Consider the following 21,428-nt stretch of genomic DNA (forward strand, 5'->3'; position numbering starts at 1 on the left):
AAGTCTGCGTTTTTGACCACACGGTCAAAAACTGCTGCTTTCGCCGCCTTTTTCGGATATCACCGTCTGCAGGACTCGTGAAGTACGACTTCACGGGCTATCTTCGGCACACGTCGCTGAATGAAAGGGCAGGAGATGAGCAGCACAATCCGCGAAGCCGATGTTGGCTCGTCCAAGGTGACGCCGCTGCCGGCGCGTGCCGCCGCCAACACAGCCGTTCCACCGGACCATCGCATTGCGCGCAATCCCGGCATGAAGCTCGATCTCGGCTTCATGGAATCGGTGCGCAGCGTCAACCGCTCGGCGCTGGAACGGCGCGTCGCCAGCTTGACCAAGCGGCGCTCTATAAAGGCCGACAACCAGGCGGCCTGGCTGCTGCGCGCCGTCGCCTGCATGGATTTGACGACGCTGAATTCCAACGATACCGAGGAGCGCGTGCGCCGGCTCTGCGCCAAGGCGATCAATCCGTTCCGCCGCGACATCGTCGAGGGCCTTGGCATATCGGGTGAAACCATCCGCCCGGCCGCCGTCTGCGTCTACCATCCCTTCGTTGCCACCGCCGTCGATGCGGTGCGCGGCACCGGCATCCATGTCGCCGCCGTTTCCACCGCCTTCCCGCATGGCCTTACGCCGCTGTCGACCCGCCTGCAGGAGATCGAGGCCTCGGTCCGCGACGGCGCCGACGAGATCGACGTCGTCATCCCGCGCGGCCTGGTGTTCGGGGCCAAGTGGCGGGAGCTTTACAACGAGATCGTCTCGATGCGCGCCGCTTGCGGTGACGCGCATCTGAAGGTCATCCTCGGCACCGGCGACCTCGCAACGCTGCGCAACGTCATGCTGGCCTCGATGGTGGCGATGATGGCGGGCGCCGATTTCATCAAGACCTCGACCGGCAAGGAAAGCGTCAACGCGACGCTGCCCGTCGGCCTCGCCATGGTGCGCGCCATCAGGGCCTATTTCGAGGAAACCGGCTATCTCATCGGCTTCAAGCCGGCCGGCGGCATATCCACGGCCAAGGCCTCGCTCGACTGGCTGGTGCTGATGAAGGAAGAGCTCGGCCGGCCATGGCTGGAGCCAGACCTGTTCCGCTTCGGCGCGTCGAGCCTCTTGACCGACATCGAGCGCCAGCTCGAGCACCATCTGACGGGACACTATTCGGCCAATCATCGCCACGCGATGGCTTGAGAGATTTACCCCCACCCCGATCGGCAAGCCGATCGACCCTCCCACAAGTGGGAGGGGTGAAGGAGGCGCCCAATGAACATTCTCGACCGCTACCACGCCATGGAATACGGCCCGGCGCCGGAAGCCCGCAACGAGGCCGACGCCTGGCTTGCCGCGCGCGATTTCGGCAGGGCGCTGTTCATCGGCGGCGACTGGAAAGCCGCGTCCGGCGGCAAGACCTTCGAAACCAGCGAGCCGTCTTCCGGCAAGCTGCTGGCCAACGTATCCGACGCCAACGCCGTCGACATCGACGCGGCGGTTGCGGCAGCCACCAAGGCGCTGCCGAAGTGGTCGGCAGCCTCGGGCTATCAGCGCGCCAAGGTGCTTTATGCCATCGGCCGCGCCATGCAGCGTCACCAGCGCCTGCTCGCGGTGCTGGAGACCATCGACAACGGCAAGCCGATCCGCGAAAGCCGCGACATCGACGTACCGCTGGCGATCCGCCATTTCATCCACCATGCCGGCTGGGCGCAGGCGCTGGACAGGGATTTCCCCGGCCACAAGGGTGTGGGCGTCGTCGGCCAGATCATCCCGTGGAATTTCCCGTTGCTGATGCTGGCCTGGAAGATCGCCCCGGCGCTCGCCGCCGGCTGCACGGTGGTGCTGAAGCCGGCCGAGTTCACGCCGCTGACATCAATCCTGTTTGCCGAGATCTGCGAGCGCGCCGGCGTGCCGAAAGGTGTCGTCAACATCGTGCAGGGCGGCCCTGAGGCCGGCGTCGCCATCGTCAACCATCCCGGCATCCAGAAGATCGCCTTCACCGGCTCTTCCGAGGTCGGCAAAATCATTCGCAAGGCGACCGCCGGCTCGGGCAAGAAACTGTCGCTGGAACTTGGCGGCAAGTCGGCCTTCATCGTCTTCGAGGATGCCGATCTCGACAGCGCCGTCGAAGGCCTGGTCGATGGTATCTGGTTCAACCAGGGCCAGGTCTGCTGTGCCGGCTCGCGCCTGCTGGTGCAGGAAGGCATAGCCGACGCCCTGATCGCCAAGGTCAAGACGCGGATGAGCCGGCTGCGCGTCGGCAGCCCGCTCGACAAGAACACCGATATCGGCCCGCTGGTCGACTTGACCCAGCTTGACCGCGTCAAGGGCCTGGTTGCCGAAGGTGCCAGGCAGGGCGCCGTCTGCTGGCAGCCGGATGCGGCGCTGCCGTCTTCCGGCTACTACCATCTGCCGACGCTCGCCACAGGTGTTTCGCCGGCTAACATATTGGCACAAGAAGAGGTGTTCGGCCCTGTTCTGGCGACCATGACCTTCCGCAACACCGAGGAAGCGATCGAGCTAGCCAACAACACGCGCTACGGGCTCGCCGCCTCGGTGTGGAGCGAGAACGTCAACCTTGCTTTGCACGTCGCGCCGCAATTGAAGGCCGGCGTGGTCTGGGTCAACGGCACCAACATGTTCGACGCCGCCTGTGGCTTCGGCGGCTACCGCGAGAGCGGTTTCGGCCGCGAGGGCGGGCGCGAGGGCATGTTCGAATATCTCACGGCAAAGCTGCCGCTCGGCCCGGTCATCAAGCCGGCGACGACCTCCGCACAGCCAGTCGAGCAGCCGGACGGCGACACGATCGATCGCACGGCAAAGCTGTTCATCGGCGGCAAGCAGGTACGGCCGGATGGCAATTATTCGCTCGCCATCGCCACCGCCAAGGGCAAGCTTGCCGGCGAGGTTGGGCTCGGCAGCCGCAAGGATATCCGCGATGCCGTCTCTGCCGCCCGCGGTGCCAAGGCCTGGCCGGAGGCGACCGCCTATAACAGGTCCCAGGTGCTCTATTATCTGGCCGAGAATCTTTCCGGCCGTGCCGGCGAGTTCGCCGCCCGTCTCACCGAATTGACCGGCGCTACGCCCAAGGCCGCGCGGGAAGAGGTGGAACAGTCCCTCGAACGGCTGTTCCTCTATGCCGGTCTGGCCGACAAGTTCGAGGGCCGCGTGCACCAGCCGCCGGCGCGTGCCGTGACGCTGGCGCTTCATGAACCGGTCGGCGTCGTCGGCATCGTCGCCCCCGACAGCTCGCCGCTGCTCGGCCTGATCTCGCTGGTCGCACCGGCGCTGGCCATGGGCAACACCGTGGTTGCGGTGCCGTCGGAGCGCTACCCGCTGCTGGCCACCGATCTCTACCAGGTCATCGAATATTCCGACATTCCCTCAGGCGCCATCAACATCGTCACCGGCCGCAGCGCCGAACTTGCCGGCGTGCTGGCCAAGCATGACGATGTCGACGGGCTCTGGGTGTTCGCCGACGCAGAGACCTGCGCCAAGGCGGAGGCAGAGTCCATCGGCAACCTCAAGCGCGTCTGGAGCGGCAATGGCCGCGGCATCGACTGGGCATCCGACGAAGCCGCCGGCGACGCCTTCCTGCGCCGCGCCGTCGAGGTCAAGAATGTCTGGGTGCCTTACGGCGATTGATGTCCCGCCGGTGCTGTGAGACCGTGTTCGGGGTTGACGCACGGACAGATGTTCTTTAACGAGAAAAAACATCTTTATCAGTGAACGGTCAACGGCGCAGGCTGCACGATCGCGCGTGACTGGCACATGACGCCTTGGCCAGCCGCAGGTAGACCCGGACTATCCCAGCGGACGAGGAGAACAGCATGGCGAATCTGGCAGGCAAGGTCGTTGTCGTCACGGCAGCGGCGCAAGGCATCGGAAAGGCGAGCGCATTGGCGTTCGCAAAAGCTGGCGCCATCGTCCACGCCACCGACATCAACGAGACACTGCTGGCGGAACTCGCCAGGACGCCGGGGATCAAGACCCGCAAGCTGGACGTGCTCAACGACGAAGCCGTCAACGCCGCCTTTGCCGAGATCGGCGTCGTGGACGTGCTGTTCAATTGCGCCGGTTTCGTCCATTCCGGCTCGATCCTCGAGATGAAGGAAGCCGATCTCGATTTCGCGCTAAATCTCAATGTTCGCGCCATGATCCGCACCAGCCGGGCCGTGCTGCCCGGCATGCTGGAACGCGGCGACGGATCGATCATCAACATGGCCTCGCTGGCCAGTTCAACCAAGGGCGTGCCCAACCGCTTCGTCTATGGCCTGACCAAGGCCGCCGTCATCGGCCTGACCAAGGCGATCGCCGCCGACTATGTCGGCAAGGGTATACGCTGCAACGCCATCTGCCCCGGCACGGTCGAGAGCCCGTCGCTGCAGGACCGCATGCACGCGCAAGGCGACTACGATGCCGCCCGCGCAGCCTTCATCGCCCGCCAGCCGATGGGCCGGCTCGGCACGCCGGAGGAGATCGCGGATCTCGCCGTCTATCTGGCCGGCGCCACCTATACGTCAGGGCAGGCCTACAATATCGATGGCGGCTGGTCGATCTGACTGCGGAAATCTTGCCGAGCCGGCCCTTTCCCGGCGTTTGACAGGGGATCGAAGAGTCTGAAAATCCCGCGCGCCGGCTATCTTGTATGGCGATCGCGCTTGTCCGTAGTCAGGTCGATGGGTACGGTCCGCCGGTTCCTTGAAGGCGCAATCGCCTTGGCGGAAAGTTTGCAAAAGGCCACGAGGCCGCAATCAGGAGAAGGATTTAGATGAAACTGCTGCGCTATGGCGAGGTGGGAAGCGAACGTCCCGGCCTGCTCGATGCGGATGGAACGATCCGTGATCTCTCCGCTCACGTCACCGATATCGGCGGCAAGACGCTCGACCCCGCATCGCTGGCGGCACTCGCCAAGCTCGATCCGAAGTCGCTGCCAGCCGTTTCCGGCAGCCCGCGCCTCGGCGCCTGCGTTGCCGGCACCGGCAAGTTCATCTGCATCGGCCTCAACTATTCCGACCATGCCGCCGAAACCGGCGCCACCGTGCCGCCGGAGCCGATCATCTTCATGAAGGCAAGCTCGGCCATTGTCGGGCCGGATGACGACGTGCTGATCCCCCGCGGCTCGGAGAAGACAGACTGGGAAGTCGAACTGGCCGTAATCATCGGCAAAACCGCCAAGTATGTCAGCGAGGCCGATGCGCTCGACTATGTCGCCGGCTACAGCGTTGCCCACGACGTCTCCGAGCGCGCCTTCCAGGCCGAGCGGCAGGGCCAGTGGACCAAGGGCAAGAGCTGCGACACGTTCGGCCCGACCGGCCCATGGCTGGTAACCAAGGACGAAGTGGCCGATCCGCAGAACCTCAGAATGTGGCTGACGGTCAACGGCAAGACGATGCAGAACGGCTCGACCAAGACCATGGTCTATGGCGTCAAGTATCTGGTTTCCTATCTCAGCCAGTTCATGTCGCTGCACCCCGGCGACATCATCTCCACCGGCACGCCGCCCGGCGTCGGGCTGGGCATGAAGCCGCCGGTGTTCTTGAAGGCCGGCGATGTGGTGGAGCTGGGAATCGAGGGCCTGGGCCAGCAGAAGCAGACGTTCAAGGCGGACGTATAAGCCTGTCGCTCGACAGGTCTGCGCCGCCCCTCATCTGGCTGCCGCCATCTTCTCCCCGTGAACGGGGAGAAGGACGCTGTGACTGCTGCTTTCGCCAATCGCCAACGCTGCAAAGAAGGCGCCGGCGTCGCGCCAGTACCTTTCTCCCCGTCACTATACGGGGAGAAATGCCCGGCAGGGCAATGAGCGCCGACGTCAAATATTACTTGATCGTCTTCCCATCAGCGCCAAACCGATAGGTCTTCGCCGGATCCGGCGTCGCATACAGCGTGGCACCCGGCTCGGCATCATAAACACCAAAAATCCGCACGGTGATCAGTCCCGCCTTCTCGCAGTCGAGATAGAGGTTGGTGTCGGCGCCGAGATGCTCGGCGTGCACCACCGTACCCTTCCAGGCGCCGGATTTCGGATCGACGGTCAAATGTTCCGGCCGCACGCCGATGGTCTTGGCGGTTTCGCCGAGCCTGGCGCCGTCGACGAAATTCATCTTTGGTGAGCCGATGAAGCCGGCGACGAACTCATTTGCCGGCGAATTGTAGAGCTCCATCGGGCCACCGATCTGCTCGATCTTGCCGGCGTTGAGCACGACAATCTTGTCGGCCAGCGTCATCGCCTCGACCTGGTCGTGGGTGACGTAGATCATCGTCGCCTTCAGCCGGCGATGCAGCTGCGCGATCTCCAGCCGCGTGTTGACGCGCAGTGCTGCATCGAGGTTCGAAAGCGGCTCGTCGAAGAGAAAGAGCTTGGGTTCGCGCACCACGGCGCGGCCGATGGCGACACGCTGGCGCTGACCGCCGGAGAGCTCGGCCGGGCGCCTTTCGAGATAGGGCTCCAGCGACAGCATCGACGAGGCGATGCCGATGCGGCGCTCGATCTCCGGGGCGGGCGTGCCGGCCTGCTTGAGGCCGAGGCCCATATTGTTCTTCACCGTCAGATGCGGATAGAGCGCATAGGTCTGGAACACCATGGCGATGCCGCGCTTGGCCGGCGGCGTGGCCGAGACGTCCGCGCCATCGATGACGACGCGGCCCGAGGTCGAATCCTCCAGTCCGGCAATGACCCTGAGCAAGGTCGACTTGCCGCAGCCGGACGGCCCGACGAAGACAACGAACTCGCCGTCGTTCACTTCGAGGTTGATGCCCTTCAGCACCTCGACCGGCCCAAAGGCCTTCTTCACGTTCTCGATGTTCAGCGAGCCCACTTCGTTCCTCCGGATTGGAATGCGGGCGCCAAGACGCCCCCCTCTGGCCTGCCGGCCATCTCCCCCTCAAGGGGGGAGATTGGCAGCTTTGACGCCGCCACACTCTTTTCAACGTTGGTGATTGGCGAAGGCCGTGCCGAAAGCTGATCTCCCCCCTTGAGGGGGAGATGGCCGGCAGGCCAGAGGGGGGCGCCGTAGAGCGCAGCCCCTGACGACAATTGCCTCGTCACAACCGCACCGCCTTTCCGCTGCGCACGCTCTCATCGGCGGCAAGGCAGACGGCGAGCGATTTGACCGCATCGTCCATGTGTTTGGTGAGATCGAGATCCTCGCGGATCGCCTTCAACACAAAGGCCTGTTCGAGGTCGCAGAGGTCCTGATGGCCGGGTTCGCCCTCCATCGACAGCATCTCGTCGGCTTTGACGAACTTGCCGTCCGCACCGGTCGCGGCACTGTGCAGGCGGATGGTGGAGGTCTTGGTGTGGGTGTCGATGTCGTCGGACTTCACACCCTCCTTCATGACGATCGACACGCAGCCATTCGGCGAGATCACGTCCTTAACGAAGAAGGCCGTTTCCGAAATCATCGGCCCCCAGCCGGCTTCATACCAGCCGACCGAACCGTCATCGAACAGCACCTGCAGATGGCCATAATTGTACATCGACGGCGCCACCTCGTCTGTCAGCCGCACGCCCATGCCACGCACCTCGATCGGCTTCGCATCGGTGATCTGCAGCATGACGTCGAGATAGTGCACGCCGCAGTCGACGATCGGCGACGTCGTCTGCATCAACTGCTTGTGCGTCTCCCAGGTGTGGCCTGAGGATTGCTGGTTGAGGTTCATGCGAAAGACGTAGGGGCCGCCTAGCTTGCGGGCTTCGGCGATCAGCCTGATCCAGGACGGGTGATGGCGCAGGATGTAGCCGATCACCAGCTTCCTGCCGTTGGCCTTCGCCGCCGCGACGACGCGCCTGGCGTCGGCCACCGTCGTTGCCAGCGGCTTCTCGACGAAGACGTGGCAACCGGCCTCGAACGCCCTCACCGCATAGTCGGCATGGCTGTCGGAATAGGTGGCGATGCAGGCGACATCGGGCTTTTCCTCGCGCAATGCCTCATCGAAGGAGCGCCTGATGCCGTAACCCGACAGCCCGTCCGGCAGCGGCACGTCGGAGCGATTGATCAGCGCCGCGATCTGGAAACCTGGATTGGTATGGTAGGCCAGCGCATGGCTGCGACCCATATTGCCGAGGCCGGCAATGACGACGCGGAGGGGTGTTTCAGAGTTCACTTGACGGCTCCGGACGTGATGCCGCGGATCAGCTGCCGCGAGAAGATGACGTAGAGGATCAGCACCGGCATGATCGCCAGCGACAGGGCAGCGAGAATGGCGTTCCAGTTGGTGACGAACTGGCCGAGGAAGAGCTGCGCGCCGAGCGTCACCGTCTTGGTCTCCTCCGACGGCGCCAGGATCAGCGGGAACCACAGATCGTTCCAGATCGGGATCATGGTGAAGACGGCGACGGTCGCCATCGAAGGCCTGACCAGCGGCAGCACCAGCCGGAAGAAGATGGTGTATTCGGACAGGCCGTCGATGCGGCCGGCATTCTTCAGATCGTCCGACACCTGCTTCATGAACTCCGACAGGATGAAGACGGCAAGCGGCAGGCCTTGCGCGGTGTAGACCAGGATCAGCGCCGTCAGCGTGTTGACCAGCCCGCTCGCCACCATCAGTTGCAGGATGGCGACGGTGCCCAGCCGGATCGGGATCATGATGCCGAGCGCCAGGTAGAGCCCCATCAGCGAGTTGCCGCGGAAGCGGTATTCCGACAGGGCGAACGCCGCCATGGCGCCGAACAGGAGTACGAAGAACAGCGAGGCGACGGTGACGACGAGGCTGTTCTGGAAATAGTGGATGAAGTCGCCCTGGCCGATGACGGTCGTGTAGCCGATCAAGTCGAAGGTTTTTGGCGTCGGCGGCGTCAGCGGCGCGCCGAAGATGCCGGCGCGGGACTTGAACGAGTTCATGATGACGAGGATCACCGGAAACAGCGCGATCACCGTGTAGGTCAAAAGGATCGCGTGGGCGCCGATGGTGCGGGGCACGGAACGGGTGGCGGTGCTCATCTCTCGGCCCCTCAGAACTGATAGCGACGCAGGCGCGTCTGGACGAGGAAGAGGTAGACGCAGACGCCGCCGAGGATGATCAGGAACATCATCGTGGCGATCGCCGCGCCCATATTGGGGTCGCCGGTCTGCAGCTGGAAGCCGAAGAAGGCGCGGTAGAGGAAGGTGCCGAGAATGTCGGTCGAATAGTTCGGCCCGGCGAGCGCGCCTTGCGCGGTGTAGATCAGGTCGAAGGCGTTGAAATTGCCGACGAAGGTGAGGATCGAGATGATGCCGATCGACGGCAGGATCAGCGGCAGCTTGATCTTCCAGAACTGCGAAAGGCCGGTAATCCCGTCGCATTCGGCGGCCTCGATCACCTCTTCGGGGATCGACAGCAGGGCGGCATAGATCAGCATCATCGGAATGCCGACGAACTGCCACACCGAGATCAGGCTGAGTGCGGTCAGTGCATATTGCTCCTTGCCGAGCCACGGCGTGAACAGGCTTTTCAGGCCGACGAGGTCCATCAGATGCGGCGCCACGCCCCACAGCGGCGACAGGATCAGCTTCCAGGCGAAGCCGACGATAACGAAGGACAGGATGGTCGGCACGAAGATCGCCGTGCGGTAGAAGGCCGCGAATCTCAGTTTCGGGCTGGACAGCAGCGCCGCCAGCATGACGCCGATCGGGTTCTGCACGATCATGTGGATGATGAAGAACCAGACATTGTTTCTCAGCGCGTTCCAGAAACCCACCGACCAGTTGGGGTCGCCGAACAGGGTGCGGAAGTTTTCCAGCCCGACGAAGACCTGGTGCTGCTCGATGTTGCGGAACAGCGACAGCTGCAGCGTGCCGGCGAGCGGCAGGATCATGATCGCCGTGTAGACGAGCACGGCCGGCGCCAAGAAGATGCCGATGTGCCAGCGGAACGGTCTTTTCGGTCTGATATCTGCGGCCATGAGTTCGGTCCCCGCCGATCAGGTCTCGGCAAATGCCGCCAAAGGCGCGGCGCCTCCCTCCCCCTCGAGGGGAGGGTACCTCGCGAAGCGAGGCGGGTGGGGTCGGTCAAGGCAGCGCGCCATCGACATTTGACCGCGCTTTCCCGCAACGATCAAGTCGCGGCCTGCCTCCACCGACCCCCTCTGTCGCCTTCGGCGACATCTCCCCCTCGAGGGGGGAGATAAGCAGCGCTCAGCCTGAGTTCTACTTGGCCGGCTTGTACCAGCTGTCGAGACCGGTCTGCAGCTTCTTGGCCGCGGCTTCCGGCGTATCGGTGCCGTTGATGACGTTGGCCGATTCAACCCAGGTCTCGTTCTCGAGGTTGGGCGTGCCGCGCGACAGGATCTGATACGTCGAGCGGATGGTCGACTTGCACTTGCCGCGCCAGGAGACGAATTCCTGCGCCAGCGGGTCTTCCATCTTCACCGGCGAGGAGTTCAGGCTGAAGAAGCCCGGCAGCGCGTTGGCGTAGATGGTGGCGAAGTCGGGCGAGGCGACCCAGGACAGGAAGGTCTTGGCTGCATCGGCGTTCTTCGACGCCGCATTCAGGCCCATGCCGATATCGGTATGGTCTGATATATAGCAGGTGTCGCCGGCTTTCTCGACCGGCGGCGGGAAGGCGCCCATCTTGAACTGCGCCTGGGTGTTGAACAGGCCGATCTCCCACGAGCCGGCCGGGTAGATGGCGGCGCGGCCGAGCGTGAACAGGTTCTGGCTGTCCGGATAGGTCTGCGCCTCGAAGCCGTCGCCGAGATAAGGCTTCCACTTGGCCAGTTCCTCATACGGCGCGACCCAGTCCTTGTCGGTCAGCTTCTGCTCGCCCTTGATGAGTGCTGCGCGGCCGTCCTCGCCCTTCCAGTAGTTGGGGCCGATGTTCTGGTAGCCCATGGTCGCGGCTTCCCAGAGATCCTTGGTCCCCATCGCCATCGGGATGTAGGTGCCGTCGGCCTTGATCTTGTCGAGCGCAGCGAAGAACTCGTCGCGGGTCTCCGGCACCTTGATGCCGAGCTTGTCGAAGGCGTCCTTGTTGTAGATGAAGCCGTGGATGACCGAGGCCATCGGCACGCAGAAGCTCGCCTTGCCGTCGTCGGTCTGCCAGGCGGACTTGGCCACCGGTGAGAAGTTCTCCATGCCGGGCAGCGCCGAGAGGTCGGCGAGGTTGCCCTTCTTGAACAGTTCGAGCGACTTGTCGAACGGGCGGCAGGTGATCAGGTCGCCCGCCGAGCCGGCGGCGAGCTTGGCGCCGAGCGCTGCATCATATTCGGTCGGGGCCGACGGCGCGAACACCACCTTGATGCCTGGGTTCTTGGCTTCGAAAGCCGGGATCAGCTTGTCCTTCCAGATGGCAAGGTCGTCGCCGCGCCAGCTTTCGATGTTGAGCGTTACGTCTTCGGCATAGGCAACCCCGGCCGAGCCGAGAATGCTGGTGCCCAAAAGCAGTGCCGTCAGTAGTTTCGTTGTCATGCTCAGTCTCCCTGTTGACCTTTTTCAGGTTCGGTTTTGATGAGAACGGAGGCAGCGCGCCCTTTGCTCCCCTCGCAAGCCTGTTTCACCCCGATGAAAATCGGGATGAACCAGGCTCTATTTCTCTGTTCGAGCATGATCTTTTCCGAAAAGCGGCTTCCACTTTTCGGGATCATGCCCCAGCGCGGAAAGGGCCGGCCGCAGCTTCTGGCCGGCCTCTTCCAGTATCTTCTGCGCCGCGTCAGTGCTGTCGGCGCCAGCGGCGAGCAGAATGGCGGTCTTGACCGCGCCGCCGCTCTTCTCGAGCAGGCGGGCCGCTTCGTCCGTGCCGCGCCCGCTGACGGCGGCGACGATGCGCGCCGCGCGGTCGCGCAGCTTGATGTTGTCGGCCATGAGATTGACCATGTAGCCGTCATGCACATGGCCGAGATGGATGGCGGTCAGCGTCGACAGCATGTTGAGCGCGATCTTCTGGGCGGTGCCGGCGCCCATGCGCGTGGAGCCGGCGATCAGTTCCGGCGGCGTTTCGAGCAGGATGGCGGTTTGTGCCTGGCGCAGCAGCGCAGAGTCCCTGTTGTTGGCGATGCCGATGGTGGCAGCGCCGCGGCGGGCAGCCTCCTCGATGGCCCGCACGGCATAGGGCGTCGTGCCGCTGGCGGAAATGGCGATCAGGCAGTCGCCCTTGCCGAGGCCGGCCCCGGCGACCGCTGCCGCAGCCTCCTCGGTATCGTCTTCCGGCCCTCCGGCCAGCGTGCGGAAAGCGTCGTCGCCGCCGGCGATCAGGATAGCGATGCGGTCGCGGTGAATGCCGAAGGTGCCCGGCAGCTCCAGCGCATCGGCCAGCGCCATCAGGCCTGAGCTGCCGGCAGCGGCGTAGGCGAGCTTGCCGCCGCTCTGCAGCCTGACGGCAATGATCTCGGCAGCCCTGGCGATGGATGGAATGGCATGGCGCACGACCTTGGCGGCTTCGATCTGCGCATCGGCCAAATAGGAAAGGACGGTGTCCGGGGCCTGGATATCCAGCCCCTCGGCATTTTTGTGAAGCGCTTCGGTGCGCGTTTCGGCCATCCCGGTTCCTCCAATACCAGAACAATACCAAAAAAATACCACTTGTCCACACGCATTAACGAATTCGTCGGTCGGAAATCGTTGAGTCGACAAAATACGTAGATTTCTCAATAAAGTACGGCTTAACCTTTTTGAAACGGAAATTAACCCTTGGCTATTGGTATTTTATTGGTATTATCCGCCCGGAGGAGAAATCACGTGAATTTCGTGCTCGGAATCGATGGCGGCGGCACCAGCTGCAGGGCCGCCCTGGCAACGGCGGACGGCACGGTGATCGGCCGCGCCAAAAGCGGCGCCGCCAACATCCGCACCGACCTGACCGGCGCCCGCTCGAACATCGTCGAGGCCGCGCGGCAGGCGTTTCTCGCCGCCGGGCAGGATGCGGAACTGATCCCGCAGACGCCGGCCATTCTCGGGCTGGCCGGCGCCAATGTCGGCACCTATCGGCAGCAGCTCGAAGCGATCCTGCCGTTCAGCATCAGCCGCGTCGAGACCGACGCCGAGATCGCGCTGGAGGGCGCTGTCGGCTCGGGTGACGGCGCCATGGCGATCCTCGGCACCGGCACCGCCTATATGGCGCGCAGACAAGGCAAATCGCGCGCCATCGGCGGCTGGGGTTTCCAGGTCGGCGACCAGGGCAGCGGCGCCCGTATCGGCCGCGACCTGCTCGAACAGACACTGCTTGCCTATGACGGCGTTCGCGCCGGTTCGCCGCTGACGCACAGCATGCTGGCCGTCTTCCGCAACAACCCGGAAGACGTCGTCGAATTCACCACCAATGCCAAGCCGGGCGATTTCGGCGGCTTCGCACCCAAGGTGTTCGAGCATGCCGAGAAGGGCGACAGCGTCGCCAACTGGATCCTCGACAGGGTGGTCGCCGATGTCGAAGCCTCGCTCGGCGCGCTCGACCTTGCTGACGACGCGCCGCTGTGCCTGCTCGGCGGGCTGGCGCCGCTCTACGCGCCGCGCCTGTCTGCCCGCTACCGGGCGCTGCTGAAGCCGCCGCTCGACGACGCACTGGGCGGCGCGGTGCAGATGGCGGTTCGCCTTTTCGCCGGACACGCGGAGGCAACTCGATGAGCGAGGCCGCCGACCAGATCTTCGCCACGTTGAAACATCAAGCGCAAAGCGGCGCGCCGCTTTATCTGCAGCTTCGCAAGAGCATCGAGGACGCGGTCAATCGCGGCCTGATCGGGCCGGGCGACGCGCTGCCTTCCGAGCGCGACATCGCCACCAAGGCCGATATTTCGCGGGTCACCGTGCGCAAGGCGGTGCAGGATCTCGTCAAGGGCGGCATCCTGGTGCAGCGCCACGGCTCCGGCACTTTCGTGGCGCCGCGCATGGAGCGTGTCGAACAGTCGCTGTCGCGGCTGACCTCGTTCACCGAGGACATGGCGCGGCGCGGCATGGCGGTGCGTTCGGCATGGCTCGACCGCGGCCTCTACGCACCATCGCCCGACGAGATGATGGTGCTCGGCCTGTCCTCGAGCGAACTGGTGGCGCGGGTGGCGCGCCTGCGCATCGCCAACGACACGCCGCTGGCGATCGAACGCGCCTCGCTGTCGGCCAGCGTGTTGCCCGATCCGGCCGATATAGGTTCCTCGCTCTACGCAGCGCTGGAATTGACCGGCAACCGGCCAGTGCGCGCCGTGCAGCGCATTTCCGCCGCCAATCTCGGCGACAGCGACGCGCGCCTGCTCGAAGTGCCGCCAGGTATTGCCGGCCTGCACATCGAACGCATTTCCTATCTGGCGAGCGGCAAGGTGATCGAATTCACCCGCTCCATCTACCGGGGCGACGCCTATGATTTCGTCGCCGAACTGCGGCTGACCGGGCCGAGCGAAGAGGGCCGACCATGAGCACGACAGAGCCGACCATGTCGGCAGAAATGACCCATATGCGGCGCGAGATCGAGGAGGTCCCGCAAGCGGTCGCCCGCCTGCTCGACGGCTCCGGCGCGGTGCTGACCGAGGCCGGGCGCGGCATCAGGGAACGCGACCCGCAGTTCGTCGTCACCGTGGCGCGCGGCTCGTCCGACCATGCCGCCACCTTCATGAAATACGCCGTCGAGCTGACCGCGGGCCTGGCCGTGGCGTCTGTCGGACCGTCGATCGCCTCGATCTATGGCCGCAAGCTCAGGCTCGCCGGCTCGGCCTGCCTGACGATCTCGCAGTCGGGCAAAAGCCCCGATATCGTCGCCATGGCCGAAACCGCGCGGGCGGGGGGCGCGCTGACCGTCGCCATCACCAACACCGCCGATTCGCCGCTGGCGCGTGCTTCGGACTATGCGATAGATATCCTGGCCGGCCCCGAGCGCAGCGTCGCGGCCACCAAGACCTTCATCAATTCGGCCGTCGCCGGCCTCGCTCTGATGGCGCATGCCACCGGCGACGATGCGCTGTTGGCCGCACTTGCCCGCCTGCCGGAGCATTTCGGCAAGGCGATCGCCTGCGACTGGATGAGCGTGCTCTCTGAGACGATCGAGAAGCAGAAGTCGCTGTTCATCCTCGGCCGCGGACCGTCGGCGGCGATGGCCAATGAAGCGGCGCTGAAATTCAAGGAGACCTGCGGCATGCATGCCGAGGCCTACAGCGCCGCCGAAGTCATGCACGGCCCGCTGGCGCTGATCGGCCCCGACTTTCCGGTGCTGGCGCTGGCCGCGCGCGACGCCTCCGAACCGTCTATCGCCGAGGCCGCCGACAGCCTGGCGGCCAAGGGCGCGCCGGTGTTCGTCACCTCCGCGCTTGCCAAACGCGCCGTGCGCCTGCCGCATGTCGCCACCGGGCACCCGCTGACCGATCCGCTGACGCTGATCGTCTCCTTCTACATGTTCGTCGAGGCCTTTGCCCGCCATCGCGGTCTCGATCCGGACACGCCGCGCAATCTTCGCAAGGTGACGGAGACAGTATGAGCGATCGCTTTGCCCTGACTGGCGCCCGGATTTTCGACGGCGACGACTGGCATGAAGGCCACGCACTTGTCGTGCGCGACGGTCTTGTCGAGGCCATTCTGCCCACTGGTGCCATCCCCTCGGATATCCGCGTCGTCGACACCGGTGGCGGCCTTCTGGCGCCGGGGTTCGTCGACCTGCAGGTCAACGGCGGCGGCGGCGTCATGCTCAACGACCACCCCGATGTCGCTTCAATCGAGACCATCTGCCGCGCGCACGCGCCCTTCGGCACGACGGCGCTGCTGCCGACGCTGATCACCGACACGCCTGCAATCACCGCCGCCGCTGTCGCCGCCGGCGAGGCAGCGGCGCGCCAGAAGGTGCCTGGGTTTCTCGGACTGCATCTCGAAGGCCCGCATCTGTCGGTCGCCCGCAAGGGCGCGCATGATCCGGCGCTGATCCGGCCGATGACGGATGCCGATCAGGCGATGCTGATCGCCGCGCGGCAAAAACTACCGGTGCTGCTCACCACCATTGCCCCTGAATCCGTCGAGCCGGCGCGCGTCGCGGCACTCGCCAGGGCCGGCATCATCGTCAGCCTTGGCCACTCCGATACCGGCTATGCCACCGCCAGCGCCTTTGCCGCGGCCGGCGCCTCAATGGTCACCCATCTGTTCAATGCGATGAGCCAGATCGGCAATCGCGAGCCCGGATTGGTCGGCGCCGCCATCGACATTGGCACCTTGTCGGCCGGCCTCATCGCCGACGGCATCCATGTCGATCCGGCCACCATCAAGATCGCGCTGCGCGCCAAGCAGGGGCCGGCCAGGATCGTGCTGGTCACCGACGCCATGGCGACAATCGGCACCGACATGACGTCGTTCACGCTCAACGGCCGCACCATCTATCGAAGGGACGGCAGCCTGAGGCTCGCCGACGGAACGCTGGCGGGCGCCGATCTCGATATGATCTCGGCCGTTCGTTTCATCCACCGCGTCGTCGGGGTCGAGCTTTCCGAAGCTTTGCGCATGGCCTCACTCTATCCGGCGCAAGCAATCGGTCAGTCGCACCGGCTTGGCCGATTCGCCAACGGCACGGCTGCGGATATTGTCGCGCTGTCGGACGATCTCGACACGAAGGGCGTCTGGATCGGCGGCGAAAAGGTTTTTGCGGCCGGCTCCGACACTGTGCGTTGATATCAGGTCAAGTCGGCTGACGTCATGAAACCTTTTGATTTTGAGGTCGTTGTCGGAGCGTATGTCCGAGGCGAAACCCAAATTGAAACAGGCCGACGGCATCAAACCGCGCGGTGCCTTGAAGCCGCGACCGAAAGCGCCGCGTGACCAAAGGCCACGCCACGAGCAGCCGCGCGAAAAAAAGCTGTCGAGTGCCGAGGCTGCCCCGGAGGTCGACGGCCAGCCGGGGCCACCACCGGATGCTGTCGAGCCCGATCCGCAACTGACGCCCGAAGGGGCCGAGCAGGAGCGCAAGAAATATCTGCTGCGGCGTTTCTGGATCAGCGCGCGCGGTTACTGGAGCCGGCGCGGCGACCGGCTCGCCTGGCCATTGACGATCGGGGTGCTGCTGCTGATCTGCATCAATATCGGCTTCCAGTATGGCATCAATGTCTGGAACCGTTCGATGTTCGATGCCCTCGAGCAGCGCAACGCCCGCAGCGTCTATTTCCTCAGCGCCGTCTTCGTGCCGCTGGTAATCTGCAGCGGCAGCCTTGTCGTCGCGCAGGTCTACCTGCGCATGACGGTCCAGCGCCGCTGGCGTTCCTGGCTGACCACCGCGGTCATCGCGCGCTGGCTGGCAGGCGGCCGCTACTACCAACTGAATCTCGTCGGCGGCGACCACCAGAACCCCGAGGCCCGCATGACCGAGGATCTGCGCATCGCCACCGAGTCGCCGGTCGATTTCATCGCCGGCGTCCTCAACGCGTTCCTGTCTGCCTCGACCTTCATCGTCGTGCTGTGGACCATCGGCGGCGCGCTCACTTTGCCGATCGGCGGCGAGAGCATCACCATCCCCGGCTTCCTGGTCATCACCGCGATGATCTATGCCGCCATCACCTCGACCGCGATGGTGGTCATCGGCCGCAATTTCGTCCAGCTCTCCGAGCGGAAGAACCAGGCGGAGGCCGAACTGCGCTACACGCTGACGCGCGTGCGCGAAAACGGCGAGAGCATCGCCTTGCTGGGCGGCGAGGAAGAGGAGCGCAGCGGCATCGACAGGAATTTCGGCCATGTGCTGAGGCAATGGGCGCTGCTGACGGGCCAGCACATGCGCACGGCGGCGGTGTCGCAGGGATCGAGCCTGTTTGCGCCGGTCGTGCCGATCCTGCTGTGCGCGCCAAAATTCCTCGAAGGCTCAATGACGCTTGGCGAGGTGATGCAGGCAGCGTCCGCCTTTGGCATCGTGCAAGGCGCGTTCGGGTGGCTGGTCGACAACTACCCGCGTCTTGCCGACTGGAACGCCTCCGCGCGGCGCGTAGCTTCGCTGATGATGTCGCTCGACGGGCTCGAGCGTGCGGAGCAGAGCGATGCGCTTGGACGCATCCAGCACGGCGAAACCGACGACGGTGCCATGCTCAGCCTCGACGATCTCTCCGTGACGCTCGACGACGGCACCGCCGTGGTCAAGGAGACCGAGGTTGCGATCGAACCCGGTGAGCGGGTGCTGGTGGCCGGCGAATCCGGCTCGGGCAAGTCGACGCTGGTGCGGGCCGTCGCGGGCCTGTGGCCGTGGGGCGGCGGCAGCGTCAATTTCCACGCCGACAGGCGACTGTTCATGCTGCCGCAACGCCCCTACATCCCTTCGGGCACGCTTCGCCGCGCGGTCGCCTATCCCGCGGCGGCGGACAAGTGGACGATCAAACAGATCAAGGCCGCCCTCGACAAGGTCGGCCTCGCCTACCTTGTCGAAAGGATCAAGGAAGAAGCGCCATGGGACCAGACGCTGTCGGGCGGCGAAAAGCAGCGTCTCGCCTTCGCGCGCCTGCTGCTGCACCGCCCCGATATCGTCGTGCTGGATGAAGCAACCTCGGCGCTCGACGAGAAGAGCCAGGACACCATGATGGCGACGGTGATCCGCGAATTGCCTGATGTCACCATCATCAGCGTGGCGCACCGGGCCGAGCTGGAAGCCTTCCACAGCCGCAAGATCACCCTGGAACGGCGCGAGGGCGGCGCCAAGCTTGTCAGCGACATCAGCCTCGCCCCACGCAAGCGCAACCTGCTGAAGCGTGCCTTGTGGGGTTCCGGCAGCCGGGCCGAAAGGCCGCGCAAGGAGTAAGGCGCCCCTGCCCCAGGCACCGCGCAACTATGGTGCGTATATGTCCTTGTAGGTATCGCGCAGCACGTTTTTCTGTACTTTGCCCATGGTGTTTCGCGGCAGTTCATCGACGAAGATCACCCGCTTCGGGTGCTTGTATTTCGCCACCCGCCCGGCGATGGCGCCGAGAATTTCGGCACCGGTGATCCGCGATGACGGCGCACGCACGACGACAGCGGTGACACCTTCGCCGAAATCCGCATGGACAACGCCGATGACGGCGCTTTCGCTAACCCCGTCGAGCGCGTCGATCTCGCTTTCGAGTTCCTTCGGATAGATGTTGTAGCCACCCGATATGATCAGGTCCTTGCCGCGGCCGACAATGTGGACGTAGCCGTCGGCGTCGATCATACCGAGATCGCCGGTGATGAAAAAACCGTCGGCTCGGAATTCCGCCTTGGTCTTCTCCGGCATGCGCCAATAGCCGCCGAAGACGTTTGGGCCCTTCACCTCGATCATGCCGACCTCGCCCTGCGCAAGCGCTGCGCCGCTGTCTGGATCGGCGATGCGAAGCGTGACGCCGGGCAAAGGGAAACCGACGGTACCGGCGCGCCGCTCGCCCTCATAGGGGTTCGAGGTGTTCATGTTGGTCTCGGTCATGCCGTAGCGTTCGAGGATCGCGTGGCCGGTGCGCTCGCGCCAGGAGTTGTGCGTCTCGGCCAGCAGCGGCGCCGACCCGGAAATGAACACACGGATGTTTTTTGCCGCCTCATGGTCCAGCCCATCCTGCTGCAGCAGGCGCACGTAGAAGGTCGGCACGCCCATCAGGGCCGTGGCACGCGGCAGCAGCGAGACGATGCGGGCCGGATCGAACTTCTGCTCGAACAGCATCGAGGCGCCGGCCATCAGGACGACATTGGTGGCGACGAACAGGCCGTGCGTGTGGAAGATCGGCAATGCGTGGATCAGCACGTCGTCTCCAGTGAAACGCCAGTGCTCGACCAGCACGCGCGCGTTCGAAGCAAGATTCTCGTGGCCGAGCATGGCGCCTTTCGACCGGCCGGTGGTTCCCGACGTGTAGAGGATCGCCGCGAGGTCATCCGGCCCACGCGCCACGTCATGAAAATCCGTCGGCAGTCGCGAGGCCTGGTCGGTCAGCGATCCCCGGCCGTCGCGGCCGAGCGTGACGGTGACGGCGCCGGTCTTTTCCGCCAGCGCGCCGATGTCGGCCGCTCTTGCCGGATCGCAGACGACCAGGCGTGGTTCTGCGTCGCCGAAGAAATACTCCAGCTCAGCCAGCGTGTAGGCGGTGTTGAGCGGCAGGAAGACGGCGCCGGCTCGCAGGCAGGCGAGATAGAGCATGACCGCTTCCGGGCTCTTCTCGACCTGCACGGCAACGCGGTCACCGGGTTCGACATCGAGTTGCAGGAGCGCATGCGCAAGCTGCGCCGAGCGGGCCAGCATATCGCCATAGGTGAGCGAGCGGCCATCATCGGTTTCCATCAGCAAGCGCGCTGGCGCCGGCATCCGGGACCGGAACGCATCGAACAGATGATTGCTCATGAAGACTTCCCTGGGTGCGGCGGCGCTGAGCATGCGCCTGTCGCGGCATGCCTCGGCGGCGAGAGTTCGCGGTTCTTGGCCGCGCCGTCAAGCCCGCCGACAGCGGTTCACGCCAGCCGCGCTCGACGCGGATTGCTAGCAAGAAACGAGCGCAAGAGCCCGCCGGGAATCGGCTGTTATCGCCGAGCGCGTTTGCCGGCGAGCTCCTTCGTTTCGTCGTCCTGCTCGAAGCGCTTCATGCACATGGCGGCAGTCAACTGGTAATGGTTGAGCAGTGCCTCGACGGCACCGTCGGCATTGCCGTCCAGGGCACATTCGGCGATCAGGCGATGCTCGCCGAAATCGTCGCGCTGGACGCCCTCGCCATCATTGGCCATTTGCCGGTAGCGATAGGCGTGATCGGAGAGCTGGTCGCAAAACCCCACCAGCCATTGCGACCGGCAGGCCGAAATCAACACCCTGTGGAAGATACGATGCAGCCTCTCCCAATCGGGATTGAGCGAAAAGAGATCCTGCGGAGACAGGCGTGACGCGCGTCCCAGGCGATGCAGCGCCAGCACGAGCTGTTCTTCCCATTCGGCGGTGCGGTGGGCGATGGATTCGCGAAGCGCCCGCTCCTCGAGCCAGCAGCGGGTGCGCGTCAGCTCCTCGAGTTCCGACGCACTGACCGGCATGATGAAGAAGCCGCGCTGATCGTGCCGGCCGAGAAGTCCTTCCGAGGCGAGGCGATTGAGAGCTTCGCGGACAGGCGAGGCGCCGGCTCCATATTTGGAGACCACCCATTCGACCCGCAGCTTGCTCTCGGCCTCAAGAACGCCACCGAGAAGATCATCCCGCAATTGCTGATAGACCGTACTGGCAAGCGTACTCTTCGGTCCCGCAGCGTCGTCGTTCAGATTGGCAGCTCCGTATGTCATAGCGACTCCTTGTCCCCAAGACTTGTCCTGGGCGATTCGAGTCCGAAAGCATTCGCCTTCTCGTACTTGTACCATACAGTGCGGGCATTCGCCTGCTCAAGCACAAGATCACGTTATTGTACTTTAGCACGAAGGAATATGCGGCATCTGGAGCTCAATGCTGTAATTCCGCTCATTTTCACAACCTGCGGGAACTTAACATGTTTTGTATGCACGCAGGAGAATCTGTTCTTTCTGTTCTTTTGTATGCGCGCGGGATCAACTGTCTGCTGTGGGGACCCTTGAGGCCGAATCAGGCAGCCGCTCCAGATCCGATACCGTTGCGCATCAGACCATCACAAG

The 21,428-nt window shown here is 64.4% G+C and carries 17 protein-coding genes; 9 read left to right on the forward strand and 8 right to left on the reverse strand.

Going from position 1 to position 21,428, the window contains the following annotated elements; translation table 11 throughout:
- Positions 1-135 precede the first annotated feature (135 nt).
- From deoC to AC0L3E_RS21515, 4 genes are all read left to right on the forward strand, one after another.
- Positions 136-1,185, forward strand: coding sequence for a deoxyribose-phosphate aldolase (gene deoC / locus AC0L3E_RS21500; RefSeq protein WP_127380899.1), 1,050 nt, complete (start codon positions 136-138; stop codon positions 1,183-1,185).
- Between the two features lie 72 nt (positions 1,186-1,257).
- Positions 1,258-3,630 (forward strand): aldehyde dehydrogenase family protein, encoded by a 2,373-nt coding sequence (locus AC0L3E_RS21505; protein WP_473605573.1) that lies wholly within the window; start codon positions 1,258-1,260, stop codon positions 3,628-3,630.
- 185 nt (positions 3,631-3,815) lie between these two features.
- Entirely contained in the window at positions 3,816-4,547 is a 732-nt protein-coding gene (locus tag AC0L3E_RS21510) for an SDR family oxidoreductase (protein WP_292337997.1), read from the forward strand.
- A gap of 209 nt (positions 4,548-4,756) precedes the next feature.
- Positions 4,757-5,602, forward strand: coding sequence for a fumarylacetoacetate hydrolase family protein (locus tag AC0L3E_RS21515; RefSeq protein WP_128307072.1), 846 nt, complete (start codon positions 4,757-4,759; stop codon positions 5,600-5,602).
- 202 nt (positions 5,603-5,804) lie between these two features.
- Here the strand turns inward: AC0L3E_RS21515 and AC0L3E_RS21520 are convergent, their stop codons facing one another.
- From AC0L3E_RS21520 to AC0L3E_RS21545, 6 genes are all read right to left on the reverse strand, one after another.
- Positions 5,805-6,803 carry an ABC transporter ATP-binding protein gene (locus tag AC0L3E_RS21520; RefSeq protein WP_128307071.1) on the reverse strand — a complete coding sequence of 333 codons (999 nt, stop codon included), beginning with the start codon at positions 6,801-6,803 and terminating at the stop codon, positions 5,805-5,807.
- Positions 6,804-7,029: 226 nt separating this feature from the next.
- The gene (locus AC0L3E_RS21525) at positions 7,030-8,091 is read right to left on the reverse strand and encodes a Gfo/Idh/MocA family protein (protein ID WP_473605574.1); all 1,062 of its coding nucleotides are present in this window, start codon (positions 8,089-8,091) and stop codon (positions 7,030-7,032) included.
- Positions 8,088-8,927 carry a carbohydrate ABC transporter permease gene (locus tag AC0L3E_RS21530; protein WP_127265686.1) on the reverse strand — a complete coding sequence of 280 codons (840 nt, stop codon included), beginning with the start codon at positions 8,925-8,927 and terminating at the stop codon, positions 8,088-8,090. The genes AC0L3E_RS21525 and AC0L3E_RS21530 overlap by 4 nt, the downstream gene beginning before the upstream one ends.
- An 11-nt stretch (positions 8,928-8,938) precedes the next feature.
- A complete protein-coding gene (locus AC0L3E_RS21535) occupies positions 8,939-9,868 on the reverse strand; it encodes a carbohydrate ABC transporter permease (protein ID WP_027040188.1) in 930 nt (309 codons plus the stop codon).
- 244 nt (positions 9,869-10,112) lie between these two features.
- Positions 10,113-11,372 (reverse strand): ABC transporter substrate-binding protein, encoded by a 1,260-nt coding sequence (locus AC0L3E_RS21540; protein WP_473605575.1) that lies wholly within the window; start codon positions 11,370-11,372, stop codon positions 10,113-10,115.
- A gap of 117 nt (positions 11,373-11,489) precedes the next feature.
- Complete coding sequence (locus AC0L3E_RS21545; RefSeq protein ID WP_128307067.1) at positions 11,490-12,440, reverse strand: N-acetylmuramic acid 6-phosphate etherase; 951 nt, start codon at positions 12,438-12,440, stop codon at positions 11,490-11,492.
- Between the two features lie 198 nt (positions 12,441-12,638).
- Here AC0L3E_RS21545 and AC0L3E_RS21550 point away from each other — a divergent pair, with 198 nt between their 5' ends.
- The 5 genes from AC0L3E_RS21550 to AC0L3E_RS21570 all read left to right on the forward strand — a co-directional run bounded on the left by AC0L3E_RS21550 (position 12,639) and on the right by AC0L3E_RS21570 (position 18,627).
- Positions 12,639-13,520, forward strand: a complete 882-nt coding sequence (locus AC0L3E_RS21550; RefSeq protein WP_128363219.1) for a glucosamine kinase nucleotide-binding domain-containing protein — start codon at positions 12,639-12,641, stop codon at positions 13,518-13,520.
- Positions 13,517-14,299, forward strand: a complete 783-nt coding sequence (locus tag AC0L3E_RS21555; RefSeq protein WP_027040192.1) for a GntR family transcriptional regulator — start codon at positions 13,517-13,519, stop codon at positions 14,297-14,299. Before AC0L3E_RS21550 ends, AC0L3E_RS21555 begins: the two co-directional genes overlap by 4 nt.
- A 17-nt stretch (positions 14,300-14,316) precedes the next feature.
- Complete coding sequence (locus tag AC0L3E_RS21560) at positions 14,317-15,351, forward strand: SIS domain-containing protein (RefSeq protein WP_164898443.1); 1,035 nt, start codon at positions 14,317-14,319, stop codon at positions 15,349-15,351.
- Positions 15,348-16,526, forward strand: a complete 1,179-nt coding sequence (nagA, locus tag AC0L3E_RS21565) for an N-acetylglucosamine-6-phosphate deacetylase (RefSeq protein WP_128307065.1) — start codon at positions 15,348-15,350, stop codon at positions 16,524-16,526. The genes AC0L3E_RS21560 and nagA overlap by 4 nt, the downstream gene beginning before the upstream one ends.
- 61 nt (positions 16,527-16,587) lie before the next feature.
- On the forward strand, positions 16,588-18,627 hold the full coding sequence (locus AC0L3E_RS21570; RefSeq protein ID WP_128307064.1) for an ABC transporter ATP-binding protein/permease: 2,040 nt from the start codon (positions 16,588-16,590) through the stop codon (positions 18,625-18,627).
- A 27-nt stretch (positions 18,628-18,654) separates the two neighbouring features.
- Here the strand turns inward: AC0L3E_RS21570 and AC0L3E_RS21575 are convergent, their stop codons facing one another.
- Positions 18,655-20,169, reverse strand: coding sequence for a malonate--CoA ligase (locus AC0L3E_RS21575; protein WP_128307063.1), 1,515 nt, complete (start codon positions 20,167-20,169; stop codon positions 18,655-18,657).
- 176 nt (positions 20,170-20,345) lie between these two features.
- Entirely contained in the window at positions 20,346-21,086 is a 741-nt protein-coding gene (locus AC0L3E_RS21580) for a GntR family transcriptional regulator (protein ID WP_127320269.1), read from the reverse strand.
- Positions 21,087-21,428: the final 342 nt, after the last annotated feature.

The sequence above is a fragment of the Mesorhizobium sp. WSM4822 genome, assembly GCF_055811155.1.

Bases quoted from the DNA above. Each gene is read 5' to 3' on its own strand.
- AC0L3E_RS21570 (WP_128307064.1), top strand. From the start codon at position 16,588: ATGTCCGAGGCGAAACCCAAATTGAAACAGGCCGACGGCATCAAACCG.
- AC0L3E_RS21560 (WP_164898443.1), top strand. From the start codon at position 14,317: ATGTCGGCAGAAATGACCCATATGCGGCGCGAGATCGAGGAGGTCCCG.
- AC0L3E_RS21535 (WP_027040188.1), bottom strand. From the start codon at position 9,868: ATGGCCGCAGATATCAGACCGAAAAGACCGTTCCGCTGGCACATCGGC.
- AC0L3E_RS21510 (WP_292337997.1), top strand. From the start codon at position 3,816: ATGGCGAATCTGGCAGGCAAGGTCGTTGTCGTCACGGCAGCGGCGCAA.
- AC0L3E_RS21580 (WP_127320269.1), bottom strand. From the start codon at position 21,086: ATGACATACGGAGCTGCCAATCTGAACGACGACGCTGCGGGACCGAAG.
- nagA (WP_128307065.1), top strand. From the start codon at position 15,348: ATGAGCGATCGCTTTGCCCTGACTGGCGCCCGGATTTTCGACGGCGAC.
- AC0L3E_RS21530 (WP_127265686.1), bottom strand. From the start codon at position 8,927: ATGAGCACCGCCACCCGTTCCGTGCCCCGCACCATCGGCGCCCACGCG.
- AC0L3E_RS21515 (WP_128307072.1), top strand. From the start codon at position 4,757: ATGAAACTGCTGCGCTATGGCGAGGTGGGAAGCGAACGTCCCGGCCTG.
- AC0L3E_RS21575 (WP_128307063.1), bottom strand. From the start codon at position 20,169: ATGAGCAATCATCTGTTCGATGCGTTCCGGTCCCGGATGCCGGCGCCA.
- deoC (WP_127380899.1), top strand. From the start codon at position 136: ATGAGCAGCACAATCCGCGAAGCCGATGTTGGCTCGTCCAAGGTGACG.
- AC0L3E_RS21555 (WP_027040192.1), top strand. From the start codon at position 13,517: ATGAGCGAGGCCGCCGACCAGATCTTCGCCACGTTGAAACATCAAGCG.
- AC0L3E_RS21505 (WP_473605573.1), top strand. From the start codon at position 1,258: ATGAACATTCTCGACCGCTACCACGCCATGGAATACGGCCCGGCGCCG.
- AC0L3E_RS21540 (WP_473605575.1), bottom strand. From the start codon at position 11,372: ATGACAACGAAACTACTGACGGCACTGCTTTTGGGCACCAGCATTCTC.
- AC0L3E_RS21545 (WP_128307067.1), bottom strand. From the start codon at position 12,440: ATGGCCGAAACGCGCACCGAAGCGCTTCACAAAAATGCCGAGGGGCTG.